9 protein-coding genes are annotated in these 14,315 nt (G+C 42.1%); 5 read left to right on the top strand and 4 right to left on the bottom strand.

The window, feature by feature from the left end; genetic code table 11:
* Positions 1-52 precede the first annotated feature (52 nt).
* From proC to ACTJJD_RS00095, 3 genes are read left to right on the top strand one after another with little or no spacing between them, the layout of a single operon-like run.
* Complete coding sequence (gene proC / locus ACTJJD_RS00105) at positions 53-850, top strand: pyrroline-5-carboxylate reductase (protein WP_205474905.1); 798 nt, start codon at positions 53-55, stop codon at positions 848-850.
* A gap of 27 nt (positions 851-877) precedes the next feature.
* Complete coding sequence (proB, locus tag ACTJJD_RS00100; protein WP_025207481.1) at positions 878-1,996, top strand: glutamate 5-kinase; 1,119 nt, start codon at positions 878-880, stop codon at positions 1,994-1,996.
* A gap of 18 nt (positions 1,997-2,014) precedes the next feature.
* Positions 2,015-3,283 (top strand): glutamate-5-semialdehyde dehydrogenase, encoded by a 1,269-nt coding sequence (locus tag ACTJJD_RS00095; RefSeq protein WP_025207480.1) that lies wholly within the window; start codon positions 2,015-2,017, stop codon positions 3,281-3,283.
* A gap of 199 nt (positions 3,284-3,482) precedes the next feature.
* Here the strand turns inward: ACTJJD_RS00095 and ACTJJD_RS00090 are convergent, their stop codons facing one another.
* A complete protein-coding gene (locus ACTJJD_RS00090) occupies positions 3,483-4,052 on the bottom strand; it encodes a GNAT family N-acetyltransferase (RefSeq protein ID WP_056704317.1) in 570 nt (189 codons plus the stop codon).
* Positions 4,053-4,140: 88 nt separating this feature from the next.
* On the opposite strand from ACTJJD_RS00090, the gene ACTJJD_RS00085 reads away from it, so the two are divergent.
* Complete coding sequence (locus ACTJJD_RS00085; protein ID WP_017367416.1) at positions 4,141-4,962, top strand: MerR family transcriptional regulator; 822 nt, start codon at positions 4,141-4,143, stop codon at positions 4,960-4,962.
* A 59-nt stretch (positions 4,963-5,021) separates the two neighbouring features.
* Here ACTJJD_RS00085 and ACTJJD_RS00080 read toward each other — a convergent pair whose 3' ends face one another.
* The 3 genes from ACTJJD_RS00080 to ACTJJD_RS00070 all read right to left on the bottom strand — a co-directional run bounded on the left by ACTJJD_RS00080 (position 5,022) and on the right by ACTJJD_RS00070 (position 9,578).
* Positions 5,022-6,851: an ABC transporter ATP-binding protein gene (locus ACTJJD_RS00080; RefSeq protein WP_017367415.1), complete on the bottom strand. Its 1,830-nt coding sequence runs from the start codon at positions 6,849-6,851 to the stop codon at positions 5,022-5,024.
* The gene (locus ACTJJD_RS00075; protein ID WP_046526851.1) at positions 6,848-8,581 is read right to left on the bottom strand and encodes an ABC transporter ATP-binding protein; all 1,734 of its coding nucleotides are present in this window, start codon (positions 8,579-8,581) and stop codon (positions 6,848-6,850) included. Before ACTJJD_RS00075 ends, ACTJJD_RS00080 begins: the two co-directional genes overlap by 4 nt.
* Positions 8,582-8,675: 94 nt before the next feature.
* Complete coding sequence (locus ACTJJD_RS00070; protein WP_024718330.1) at positions 8,676-9,578, bottom strand: LysR family transcriptional regulator; 903 nt, start codon at positions 9,576-9,578, stop codon at positions 8,676-8,678.
* Positions 9,579-9,731: 153 nt separating this feature from the next.
* Here ACTJJD_RS00070 and gltB point away from each other — a divergent pair, with 153 nt between their 5' ends.
* The gene (gltB, locus tag ACTJJD_RS00065) at positions 9,732-14,303 is read left to right on the top strand and encodes a glutamate synthase large subunit (RefSeq protein ID WP_281215234.1); all 4,572 of its coding nucleotides are present in this window, start codon (positions 9,732-9,734) and stop codon (positions 14,301-14,303) included.
* Positions 14,304-14,315 lie beyond the last annotated feature (12 nt).

Here is a 14,315-nt window from a genome sequence, read left to right as displayed (position 1 = left end):
GAGGATCAATATCATTGATCAAAAGAAAGTTGCTTTCATTGGAGCAGGTTCTATGGCGGAAGGAATGATTGCAGGTATTGTGCGATCAGGTCAGATGCCGCTCTGCCAAATTTACGCAACAAACAAGCAAAATAAGCAGCGATTAAACGAACTAACGAAACGCTACGGAATCCAAACAGCCACAATGGATTCATTTCCTTTTGAAGAAATGGATATGTTGATCCTGGCAATGAAGCCAAAGGATGCTGAAACAGCACTTGAATCATTAAAACCTCATATTCAGAAAGATCAGCTCATCCTGTCTGTACTTGCAGGTGTGAAATCATCGTATATTGAAGACATGCTGCATGAAGGGCAGCCTGTTATGCGAGTAATGCCAAATACGTCAAGTACGATTGGGGCGTCGGCGACCGCTTTATCTGCTGGACGTTATGTGAAAAATGAACATGTAAGCATGAGTCGGGCTCTTTTATCTGAAATGGGAGAAGTGTATACCATTCAGGAAGAGCAAATGGATATTTTCACAGGAATTGCCGGAAGCGGTCCAGCTTATTTTTATTTCTTAATGGAAAGAATCGAAGAAGCTGGAGAAGAAGCTGGCTTATCAAAAGAAATGTCCCGTCAAATCGGTACACAGACACTTCTCGGTGCAGCGAAGATGCTGCAAGAAACAGCTGAAAATCCTTCTGTCCTCAGAGAAAAAATTACGTCACCTAATGGAACAACTGCTGCAGGACTAGATGCATTAGATGATTTTGGCGGAGGAGAAGCCATCAAACAGGCTGTCAAACATGCTGCCAATCGATCAAAAGAAATAAGTGAACAGCAAAAACAAAAAGTAACGATATAAATAGAGCCTCAATACAGGAGTGATAAGGTGTACGCAGATAAAGAGAGAAAACGAATTGTTGTGAAAATCGGAAGCAGCTCTCTTACTAGCTTTCAAGGTGAGATTAGTTTGAAAAAACTAGAAAACCTCGTCAATCAAATTGTAAAACTCAAAGATGAAGGACACGAAGTCATTTTGGTCTCATCTGGTGCGGTTGCAGCTGGTTACCGAAAATTAGGGTTTATTGATAGACCGAAAACACTGCCAGAAAAACAGGCGTCTGCCTCAATAGGGCAAGGGCTTTTAATGGAGTCATATTCTACTTTATTTTTATCGCACGGTTATATTGCTTCACAGCTATTAATTACAAGAAGCGATTTTTCAGATGAAACGCGCTATCAAAATGTGCGAAATACAATGAATGTGTTATTAGATCGAGGGATCATCCCGATTATTAATGAAAATGATACAGTGACGATCAATCGGTTGAAGTTTGGAGATAATGATACATTGTCTGCAAAAGTAGCTGGACTGATTGATGCGGATTTCCTCGCTATTTTATCTGATATTGACGGCTTGTATGAAGATAACCCTCATACAAATCCGAATGCGAAGAGAATTCTAGAAGTCACAGAAATCACAGAAGACATCGAAGCAGCCGCTGGAGATGCGGGAAGCAGCGTTGGCACAGGCGGAATGAAATCAAAACTCGACGCCTTTAAAATTTCAATGGCTTCAGGCATCAATGGCTTTTTGGGAAAAGCCGATACGCCTCACATTTTAGACAAAGCCATTAATGGGACAGAGGACGGCACTTATTTTACAGCTGACGAAAATTTAGCGCCGCTGAATTATAAAAAACAGTGGATTGCTTTTCATTCTGGCCCAAAAGGCGAAATCGTTGTTCAAGAGAAAACACAGGAGCTTCTCATGCATCGTGAGAAAAGTCTGGATTCTGACGGCATAGTCAATGTAAAGGGTTCGTTTAAAAAAGGCGATGTTGTCCGTATTTTAGATCAAGATGAAAGAGAAATAGGGCTTGGCATTGTCAATTATGCGTCCGACGAACTCGCACTGAACGGTGACTTGCTACAGGATGAAGTGGTGCATGTCGTAGATCTTGAAGCGTTTGTTTGTCATTTAGATTTATCAATACCAGTTTGCTAATCATAAGGGAGGAATTTCATGACACTGACAGCTGAAGTTGTCACATCGGTCAAAGAAAAAGCGAAAAAAGCAAAGCACGTATCAAAAAAACTAGGTTTACTTCAAACAGAGGAAAAAAATGAGGCGCTGCTGAAAATAGCAGAAACACTCGAACAGCAAAGTGATTTTATTTTACAGGAAAATCAAAAGGATTTAGAGGCTGGAAAAGAAAAGGGCTTCTCTGAAGCATTAATGGATCGATTAATGTTAAATGAAGAGAGAATTCATGAGTTTGCGGAAAGTTTGCGGCTTGTGACGAGATTAACAGATCCTGTTGGAGAAATATTGGATGAATGGACTCTTGAAAACGGCTTACATGTGAAAAGCCGAAGAGTACCGCTCGGCGTGATCGGGATGATCTATGAAGCGAGACCGAATGTCACTGTCGATGCAGCAGGGCTTGCCCTCAAGGCAGGCAACTCAGTGATTTTAAAAGGCGGTTCCTCCGCTATTTCTTCCAACAAAGCCATCGTCCGCGTCATTCATGAGGCATTGGATCAAACAAAGATCCCTCGTGATGCGGTACAGTTTATTGAACAAACAGACCGTTCATCGGTTCAAGCGATGTTTCATCTAAAAGAGTGGATTGATGTTTTAATTCCGAGAGGCGGGGCTTCTTTAATCAAAACAGTTGTAGAAGAATCGACCATTCCAGTTCTTGAAACAGGGACAGGGAACTGCCATATTTTTATTGATCAAACAGCGAATGTAGAAAAAGCCATTCAGATTGTCATCAATGCGAAAACAAATCGTCCGGCCGTTTGTAATGCGCTTGAGACTCTGATCGTTCATCGCGATTGGCTGAAAGAAAATGGTGCAGCATTGAATGAAGCACTCCTTCAGCACCATGTCACTGTGCATGGAGATCAAGACGCTCAATCTTTCTTTTCCGAAGCGGTTCCTGCGGAGGAAGTAGATTGGACAGATGAGTATTTAAGTCTTGATCTTGCGGTGAAAGTCGTTGACTCAATTGAGGACGCCATTCATCACATTGATCAGTACGGAACGAAACATTCAGAAGCCATCGTAACAGAGGATGAAAAAAACGCACAAATCTTTCTAAACGAAGTCGATGCGGCCGCTGTTTATCATAACGCATCTACACGTTTTACAGATGGCGGTGCACTAGGATATGGCGCTGAAATTGGCATTTCTACTCAAAAACTGCACGCAAGAGGGCCAATGGGACTTCCTGCACTGACAACAACAAAGCTGCTTCTATCTGGTGATGGTCAGATTAGAAGCTAGAATGAATGTAACGAACACTACCTTTCTTCTTGGGGTAGTGTTTTTTTAGTGTATGAGAAAAGAAGAGAGAAAAAGGGGGAACGACATGGAAACGATGCTGAAGCACTGACAACTCTTGAAAAAGAAGACAAAGGGCTAAAATAAAGTCCATTTTAGCCCTTTGTCAACAATCTGAAATTCCAGATAAGAGGGAGTTTTTTTATGAACTTGAACAATCTTTTTTCATGACTTTCTCAAATTTGAAAAATTCAAATGTCTCAGGTGCTAAAGGGTCATTTTCTTGATTCTTCTCATGAGGGAAGCTCGGATCTGGATGGTGTAAGTGATAAAACTCAACAATCTGAAACCCGCATTTGTTCACATAAAAATGAATGTTGCGCTTTTCAAAATAAGGAGTGACAACTTCCCACACCTTCGTTTCTGGATATTGCGCCTCAATGGCTTTCCATGCTGCCTGACCAATGCCTCGGCTGTGAGATGATGAAGAGATATATAACAGGTCCACCGAATTGCGGTGTGTGAGAGGGTTGATTTTTAAAACAACCCCTCCTGCCTTTTGACCGTTTAGTAAAATATGATAGACAAGGTTCTCAGTCGAATAAAAAGATTCATCAATCGACTCATCAGGAGGAATTGGTCCACCTTCTGCATCGCCAAATGCATCAATGATGCCAGCTGTGAAAGCATCTTGCAGTTCTTTTTTCATCAAAGGGAAGTCTTCTTGATTTGCAAGTGATAATGTGACTTGATCTTGTGCGATTTTGTTCATGTGTAAATCCTTTCTCCACATATGTGGTGTTTCTGCATGTTATCATAAAGGATGGAGTAACTCCATAGTCAAGAAAGGAGCCCTAAAAATGATGAGCGATGTTCAAAAAACATTTTTAACTGGAGAATTTGCGGCATTATTTGAAGTGAAAAAAGATACACTGCTCTATTATGATAAGATCGATTTGTTTAAGCCGGCAGGTGTTCAGGAAAATGGGTACCGTTATTATACATTTGAACAGTTTGATCATTTCATGGCCATTCAATCTCTTCGTGCTGTTCAATTTCCGATCAAACAATTAAAACAATACTTTACTGAGCCTTCTCAGGATAAATTGCAAAGTCTTGCGGTTGAGCAAGCAGAAAAGGTCGGGGAGGAGATCCAAAAACTACAGGATATTCAATCTTTTCTTTTTCGTGTGATCGAGACAACGAATGAATTATCATCAGTGAAAACAGGGGAGGTCTTGTTTCAAGAACTGCCAGAAGAACCGATCGTCCTTAGTACATCAAACCCGATTGATTCAAACACACCTATAGAAGAAATTTCTCGAATTGTAGGAGAATTTCTGAAAGGGATTGGTATTAAAGGTGCCGCGGCAAATGGTTCTGTTTTAAACAAGGAGCAGTTTTTGCAGCGTCATTATCATCAATCTGATAGGCTGTTTTGCCGAATGGAAGGGCCGGATGCAGTCAAAAAGCCTGCGGGTCTATATGCAGTCATGTATCAACAAGGAACATATGAAGAGATGGAGACTGCCTATTCACGTTTATTAGATCGAATCGAAGCAGAGGATATGATACTGGATGGTGATGTCTTTGAGGAGTATTTACTTCATTCTCTGATGTCTAAAAATGAAGCGGATTACATGACGAAACTTAGTGTGAAAGTCAGAAAACGGGAAGCTTAAGGCATCACAAAAAGGATAGACAGGCATTTTCACATGCTGTCTATCCTTTTTGGTGCTGTTTAACCGACTTGGTTTTCGGCAAATTGACTCATATAGAGGTCGGCATAAAAGCCTTTTTCTTTCAAAAGCTCACGATGAGTTCCTTTTTCAATGATCGTGCCATCTTTCATGACTAAAATGAGATCGGCATCTTTAATCGTTGAAAGTCGATGTGCAATGACGAAGCTTGTTCTGCCGTTCATTAATTGATTCATCGCTTTTTGAATATGCATCTCTGTCCGTGTATCGACACTGCTTGTTGCTTCATCTAAGATTAATATCTTCGGATCAGATAAGATGGCACGGGCGATGGTTAACAGTTGACGCTGACCTTGTGAGAGGTTGCCGGCATCTTCTGTTAAGAGTGTGTCATATCCATCTGGAAGGGTGCGGATGAAATCGTCTGCATAGGCATGTTTAGCGGCCTTCAACACATCCTCTTTTGAAACATTTGGTCTGCCATATGCGATGTTGTCATAAATTGTGCCTTCAAAGAGCCATGTATCCTGAAGAACCATCGCAAATAAGTCACGCACTTGCTCTCGGCTGAGGTCGGTTGTTTTTACGCCGCCAATGCGAATGGAGCCTTGATCTAGCTCGTAAAAGCGCATTAACAGATTAATAATCGTTGTTTTTCCAGCGCCTGTTGGCCCAACAATGGCCACCGTTTGTCCTTCTCGGACTTGTAAATTCAAATCTTTAATAATGGGTTGATCTTTCTCATAACCGAAGTGAACGTGCTCAAAGGCCACATCTCCGGAAAGGGATTTAAGATCAATCGCTGCATCTTCTTGCGCATGTTCTTCTTCCTCATCTAGAATTTCAAACACCCGTTCAGCAGAAGCGATAGCAGATTGAACTAAGTTTGCAACACTGGATGCTTGCACAAGTGGCTGCGACATTTGTTGTGTGTATTGGATAAATGCTTGCACATCCCCAACACGAATATTCCCATTAATGACAAGAATTCCGCCAGCAACACTTACCGCCACATAGCCAAGATTCCCAATAAAGGTCATCATCGGCATCATTAAGCCGGAGATAAATTGTGCTTTTCTTGAAGATTCATATAGTTGTTCGTTTAATTGATCAAATGTATCAATGGCTTTCTTTTCATAGCCATACGCACGAACCGTCTGATGTCCTGTGAACATTTCATTAATATGTCCATTGATCATCCCTAGTTCTTTTTGCTGTGCTTTAAAATGCTTTTGCGAAAATGATGTAATGCCTCGAATCGCAAACAAACTAAGAGGCAGCGTCAAACAAACAAGCAGCGTCAGCAGCGGACTGATGAAAAGCATCATGACGACAATTCCAATGACTGTAATGACAGATGTGATCACTTGCGTGAGTGCCTGCTGTAAAGAAGTATTAATATTATCAATGTCGTTCATCACCCGGCTCAGCGTGTCTCCATGTGTTGTTTTATCAAAATAACGAAGGGGGAGACGTGTGAGCTTGTCATTTGCTTCTTGCCTTAATTCAGCAATAGTCTGCTGCGAGACACCCGCCATTACATATTGCTGCACGAATGAGAAGAGAGATGCTACGACATATAATAGAACAAGCAGCAATAAAATGCGTGAAATGACATCGAATTGAACGCCAGTTCCTTGTGTAAAACTTTCAAATAGGGAAGAGGTGGCATCCCCAAGTAATTTTGGACTGACGACATTAAAAACGGTTGAACCGATCGCTGCAATCAGGACAATGATCAGCTGAAATTTCCTCGGTTTTAAATAGCCCGTTAAACGAAGAAGTGTTTTTTTAAATTCCTTCGGTTTTTGTACTGGACCCCTTGGGTGACCGCCTTTATGTCCCATTCCAGAAGACATTTTTTTACTCATCCTTGCTCCACCTCCTGACCTTCCTGTGATGCGACTATCTCTTGATAGACAAGGTTATCTTTCAGTAACTGTTCATGTGTACCGATACCTGCTATTTTTCCATCATCTAACACAATGATTTTATCGCTATGCTTCACTGTGCTGATTCTTTGGGCCACAATAATCAAAGCAGCATGCTCTTTTTCAGCTTCTAGCGCTGACCGAAGTTTTGCATCCGTTTTGTAATCAAGGGCAGAGAAGCTATCGTCAAACAGGTAGAATGCAGGTTTTCTTACGAGTGCTCTTGCGATCGAAAGACGCTGCTTTTGACCGCCAGAGAGATTCGAACCCCCTTGGTCTATCTCTGCGTGAATTCCGCCATCTTTTTGCAAAACAAATTCTTCGGCCTGTGCTGTCCGCAATGCCTGCCAAATCTCGTCATCTGTTGCATCGCGTTTGCCAAAGCGCACATTATCAGCAATGGTTCCGCTAAATAAAATGGCTTTTTGAGAAACATAACCCATCTGACTTCTCAGTTTCTCTTGAGGCAATTCTCTAATATCGACACCATCTAATGTAATTTTTCCTTCTGTTGCCTCGTAAAAACGTGTCATCAGCTGAAGAAGGGTCGTTTTCCCGGAACCTGTACTGCCGATGATCGCCGTCGTTTCACCCTTTTTGGCTTCAAACGTCATGTCTTGAACGGCTGGTTTTTCAGCATTTGAATAATAAAATGACACATCCTCAAAGCGAATGGACTGGGCTGGCTGATCAAGTTTAGTGACAGCTTCTTTTTTGTCTTTAATTTTGGGTTCTAGATTTAACACTTCATTCATCCGTTTAGCTGATGCCTGAGCTCTAGGCACCATAATAAAACTCATAGAAAGCATAATGAGTGCCATTAAAATCATCATCGCATATTGAATGAAGGCGATCAGATTCCCGACTTCCATCTGTCCGGCATCAATCCGATTAGCGCCAATCCAGACAATGCCGATATTCGTGAAGTTCATGATAATGAGCATAAAAGGGAACAAGTACGCCATTAATCGATTGACCTTAAGACCAGTATCCTTATACGATGTATTGGCTTCTTGAAAACGTTCCTTTTCGTCATCTACTCGGTTAAACGCACGTATGACCCGAATGCCTGAAAGCGACTCTCTCATAATCAAGTTCAGCCGGTCCGTTTTTTTCTGAAGCTGGCCAAAGAGGGGGATCGCTTTTCTTGACACCAAATAAATGAACCCGCCAAGAAGGGGAAGAGCTGCTAAAAAGATGAGAGATAACACAGCATCTCTAGATACAGCCAAAATAATTCCACCAACGAGCATTAGAGGCGCCCGTGTCATCATTTGTAAGATCATGATCGTGACATCTTGAACTTGTTTCACATCATTTGTGGATCTTGTAATAAAGGAAGATGTCCCGATTTTTTGAAATTCTTCTAATGAGAATTGTTCGACATGCACAAACAGCTGTCTTCTCATATCACGCCCGAAGCCTAGAGCTGTCTTAGATGACAAGTAGGACTTCCAAATCGTGAGCAAGATGGCAAGTAAAGAACAAGCCACCATCCAGCCCCCAACCTTCCATATATAAGCGACATCTCCTTGGACGATCCCGACATCAACGATATCTGCTGTAAGCGTCGGTAAATACAGCTGGAGCATACTGCTTAAAAAGGTGAGAATCACAATGGACACAACGGATAGCCGATAGGGCTTTAAAAACGATAAAATTGATTTCATACGATTACCTTTCTTCCATATAGTCTGTTGTTCTGTAACTCATCATATACAAAGAGGGATTATTTCTACAAATGAAATGTCTTGTTTTAATGAATTATTTATATTGTTCAATTTTTGAAAAGAAGTCCTTTACAAACATATAAAAATCATGGGCAGAAGGAGACATCTCTCTCGATTTAGAAGCAATAATTCCGACCGTTCTTCTCACTTGAGGGAAATCAATGGGAATTTTCACTGTAAATCGCGGTGTTGTTTCATAAAAAGCACTTTCGGGTAATAAAGTAACGCCCATACCCGCTGACACAAGACCTTTAATGGCATCCAAATCTTCTCCTTCAGATGAGATAGTAGGCTCATAGCCAGCCTGCTTACAGGCATCAACCGCAATTTGTCTCAGCACATATCCTTCAGGAAATAAAACGAAATGGTCTTTTCTCAAATCACTTAAATGAATACTTCTTTGCCCGCTAAAGGGGTGACTAATAGGCAAAAGGGCATAAATGCTTTCGGAAAACAAGATATTTCCTTCTATTTGAGGATCGTTTGTCGGGACGGGTCCTAAAAAGGCAAGATCAATGTCTCGATTTTTGACAGCTTCAATCAGAAACTTATAGGAACCTTGCCGAAGTAAAAAATCGACCTCTGGATATTCCAGCTTAAATGCGGAAATGACAGAAGGGAGCACTTGGCTTGCTAGACTTGTAGGAAATCCAATGTTCACTGTCCCTTTGTGGGGGTCTAAGTATTCATCAATTTGTTCTTTGGCGTAATCTATCGCTTTTAGGGCGGTTCTCACATGGTCCAAAAATTGTCTGCCGATTTTCGTTAATTTGATATTTCGTCCTTCTCGTTCGAATAAAGCCACTCCAAGTTCTTCTTCTAAATTGGCAATCTGCCGGCTGATGGCAGATTGGGCAACGTGTAAGTTTTCAGCCGCTTCTGACACGTGTTCACGGTCAGCAACTTCTACAAAATAACGTAATTGACGAAGCTCCATTTTTGCACTTCACACCCATCTATCTCAAAAAGAGATTGTTTTGATCTAAATTATATATTGTTTATATTAATTTGAAAACTTAAAATAAGTTACAGAGTTTGTGAGATTTTATTACTGTGAAAAAACGGATCTTTTAAACGGGGGAGAGAAACGATGACTTATAATCAACTACCACAACCACAAGGTCTCTACCGTCCTGAATTTGAACATGATGCATGTGGAATCGGACTGTACGCCCATTTAAAAGGGGAGGCGACACATAGCATCGTCAAAAAGGGATTGCAAATGCTGTGCCAGCTTGATCACCGCGGCGGGCAAGGCAGTGATCCGTATACAGGTGATGGTGCCGGTTTAATGGTACAACTGCCAGACGCTTTTTTTAGAAAGAACTGTCAAGACTTTGCACTTCCTGAAAAGGGCCGTTACGGGGTAGGAATGGTGTTCTTTTCAAAAGATGATGATGCTAAAACGCGTCAAGCGATCGAACAAAAGATCAACGGCTTCATTAAACAAGAAGGGCAAACATTAATTGGCTGGAGAACGGTTCCTGTTGATGCTGGGAAAATTGGAACGGTTGCAGCGAAGAGCTGTCCGGTTGTCCGGCAAGTGTTCATCGGAGCAAACGACAACGTAACAGACCGTTTGTCATTTGAACGAAAATTATACGTCATCCGCAAGCAGGCTGAAAACTGGGGAACAGCAGAGGAAAAACAATTTTACTTTGTCAGCCTGTCTAGTCAAACCATTGTATATAAAGGGCTTTTAACATCAGATCAAGTTGATGCTTTTTATCTTGATCTACAGGATGAAACATTTGTTTCTGCATTTTCACTCGTTCATTCAAGATTTAGTACAAATACATTCCCGACATGGGAACGAGCGCATCCAAACCGTTACTTAATTCATAACGGAGAAATCAATACATTAAGAGGAAACATCAATTGGATGAGAGCAAGAGAACAACAATTCGTGTCTGAAGCCTTCGGAGAAGATCTAGACAAGATTTTGCCAGTGCTGAATGCAGACGGAAGTGATTCATCCATTTTAGACAATGCCTTTGAATTTTTCGTGCTTGCAGGGCGTACTCCTGCTCATACAGCGATGATGCTGATTCCTGAGCCGTGGACGGAGAATACGCACATGTCTAAAGAGAAACGGGCATTTTATGAATACCATAGTTCATTAATGGAGCCGTGGGATGGCCCGACAGCGATTTCGTTTACGGACGGTAAACAAATCGGTGCCATCTTAGACCGTAACGGATTAAGACCTGCGAGATACTATGTGACAAATGACGATCATATCATTTTCTCATCTGAGGTCGGCGTCATCGACACAAATGAAGAAGATGTGAAGTATAAAGACCGTCTTGAACCAGGTAAAATGCTGTTAATCGATTTAGAAGAAGGACGCATTATTTCTGATGAAGAAGTGAAATCTTCGATTGCGAATGAACTTCCTTATCAAAAATGGCTCGATGAAGAAATGGTTCACGTCAATCGCTCTGAAGAAAATTCAGAAAATTCTAGTATAATGAGTGATTTGTTAACACGTCAGCGTGCTTTCCATTATACGTACGAAGACATTCAAAAGTATTTAATTCCTTTACTAGAAGAAGGCAAAGACCCAATCGGCTCGATGGGAAGTGATACACCGCTTGCTGTGTTATCAGATCGTGCGCAGTCGCTGTTTTCTTATTTCAAACAGCTGTTTGCTCAAGTGACGAACCCGCCAATTGATGCAATTCGTGAGCAGCTCGTTACATCGACCATGACTTGGTTAGGTGCTGAGGGAGATATTTTACATCCAAATGAATATTCATGCCGAAGAATTAAACTTTATACACCTGTTTTAACAAGCGGGCAGTTCAACGGCTTGAAAACGATTGTTCATAACGCCTTTAAAAGCAAAACGATTCATACACTTTTCACTGATGACCTAAAACGTGGTCTTGATGCGATGTTTGAAGAGGCAGAAAAAGCGATTCGTGAAGGGGTATCTTTACTAATTCTTTCCGATCGTGACATGACGGAAGAAAAAGTGCCGATTCCACCACTTCTTGCATTGAGTGCACTTCATCAGCATCTTGTGCGTCAAGGCTTACGAACAAAGGTGAGCTTAATCGTCGAATCTGGAGAAGTAAGAGAGGTTCATCATTTTGCCGCACTGATTGGCTACGGTGCAGATGCGATCCATCCGTACCTCGTTTACGAAACATACAAACAGCTTATTGCTGAAGAAGCGATTGCGATTAGCTTTGATGAAGCTGTCACAAAGTTTGGGAAAAGTGTGACTGAGGGCGTAGTTAAAGTAATGTCTAAAGTGGGAATTTCCACTGTCCAAAGCTATCGAGGCGCACAAATTTTTGAAGCAGTCGGCATTAGTGAAGATGTCATCCAGGCGTATTTCACAGGAACAGCTTCTCAGCTAGGCGGTATTGATCTTGACACCATTGCAAGTGAAGCGAAGCTTCGTCATGAGGCTGGGTATCAGGCATCAACTGATCAAACGCTAGAATCAGGCAGTGAGTTCCAGTGGAGAAAAAATGGAGAGCATCATGCCTTTAACCCAAAAACCATTCATACCCTTCAGTGGGCATGCCGCAACGAAGATTATGATCTATTTAAGCAATATACGAAGGCGGCGGATGAAGAACGAATTGGTTTCCTTAGAAATCTATTTGCTTTTCGTTCAAAACAAAAGCCAGTTCGTCTAGAAGAAGTTGAATCTGCTGAATCCATTGTACGCCGCTTTAAGACAGGTGCGATGTCATTTGGTTCATTAAGTAAAGAAGCGCATGAAGCACTAGCGATTGCGATGAACCGAATTGGCGGCAAAAGCAACAGCGGAGAAGGCGGGGAAGACCCTGCACGCTTCACAGTAGATGAGCACGGGGATGATCGCAGAAGTGCAATTAAACAGATTGCTTCTGGCCGCTTTGGCGTGAAAAGTCATTATTTAGTCAATGCAGAGGAACTGCAAATTAAAATGGCGCAAGGGGCAAAGCCTGGAGAAGGTGGACAACTGCCAGGGAATAAAGTGTATCCTTGGGTCGCAGACGTACGTGGTTCTACGCCAGGTGTTGGCCTAATCTCCCCACCGCCTCACCATGATATTTATTCAATCGAGGATTTGGCTCAATTGATCCATGATTTGAAAAACGCAAACCGTGATGCACGCATCAGTGTCAAGCTAGTTTCTAAAGCTGGCGTTGGTACGATTGCAGCAGGTGTCGCAAAAGGGACAGCGGATGTCATCGTAATTAGTGGATATGATGGCGGTACTGGAGCTTCTCCGAAAACAAGTATTAAACATACAGGACTTCCTTGGGAGCTTGGATTGGCAGAAGCGCATCAAACCCTTGTCTTAAACGGCCTTCGAGAGCGAGTCGTTCTTGAGACGGATGGCAAATTAATGACAGGACGCGACGTTGTCATGGCTGCGATTTTAGGAGCAGAAGAATACGGCTTTGCGACAGCTCCACTTGTCGTATTAGGATGCGTCATGATGAGAGCATGTCATTTAGATACTTGCCCAGTTGGTGTCGCTACTCAAAACCCGGAACTTCGCAAAAAATTCATGGGTGACCCTGATCACATTGTCAACTTCATGATGTTTATTGCAGAGGAAGTAAGAGAAATTTTAGCTGAACTTGGCTTTACATCAATGGATGAATTGATAGGGCGTACGGATGTCTTATCAGTAAGTGAAAGAGCAAAATCACACTGGAAAGCAGGACAGCTGAACCTTGAAACCCTGCTTTATCAGCCAGAGGGACCACGCACATTCAGAACGCCGCAAAATCATAAAATTGATGAATCACTGGATATGAATGAGATTCTCCCTTATGTACAGGAAGCGCTCGATCATCAAACACCGGTTGATCTGTCACTAAACATTCGCAACATTCACCGTGTAGCTGGAACGATTACGGGCAGCGAAGTGTCTAAGCGCTACGGAGAAGAAGGCCTGCCAGAGGATACGATCACACTTCGGTTCACTGGTTCAGCTGGACAAAGCTTCGGCGCATTTGTTCCAAAGGGGATGTCTTTATATTTAACAGGTGACTCAAATGACTATATCGGCAAAGGACTCTCTGGAGGCAAAATTGCTGTCAAAACATCTGATCACTTTGTACAAAATGGACATGAGAACGTGATTGTCGGTAACGTTGCATTTTACGGCGCGACAAGCGGAAAAGCGTTTATTAACGGTCGTGCAGGTGAACGTTTTGCCGTGCGTAATTCAGGTGTCAATGTGGTCGTTGAAGGAATCGGTGATCACGGCTGTGAATACATGACTGGCGGACGTGTTGTCATTTTAGGTGACGTTGGGAAGAACTTTGGCGCAGGGATGTCTGGCGGTATCGCTTACGTGCATACATCCGATGCAAAACAGTTCAAAAGAATGTGTAACATGGAAATGATCATGTTTGAAAAACTCACAGATCACGAAGAAGAACAAGAAGTGAAGCAAATGATTCAGGAACACCTTGATTATACAAACAGCTCAAAAGCAGCAGCGCTTCTAGAGAATTGGGCACAAGAAAAGAATCACTTCATTAAGATCATTCCAAGAAATTACAAAATGATGCTTCAAAGCATTGAGGAACAAAAACAAGCAGGCCTCAGCCACGAGGAAGCTGTTATGTTCGCATTTGAAGCAAACACAAAACCGAAAAATAAAGAAACGGCAAACGGGCAAAAAGCAGCCGTCGCTCATTAAGAAAGGGGAGAG

This window comes from Bacillus sp. 22446, from assembly GCF_052044955.1.
Lineage (GTDB): Bacteria > Bacillota > Bacilli > Bacillales > Bacillaceae > Bacillus > Bacillus altitudinis.
The sequence above is the reverse complement of the archived record's forward strand: the minus strand, read 5'-3'. Positions and strand labels throughout refer to the sequence as shown.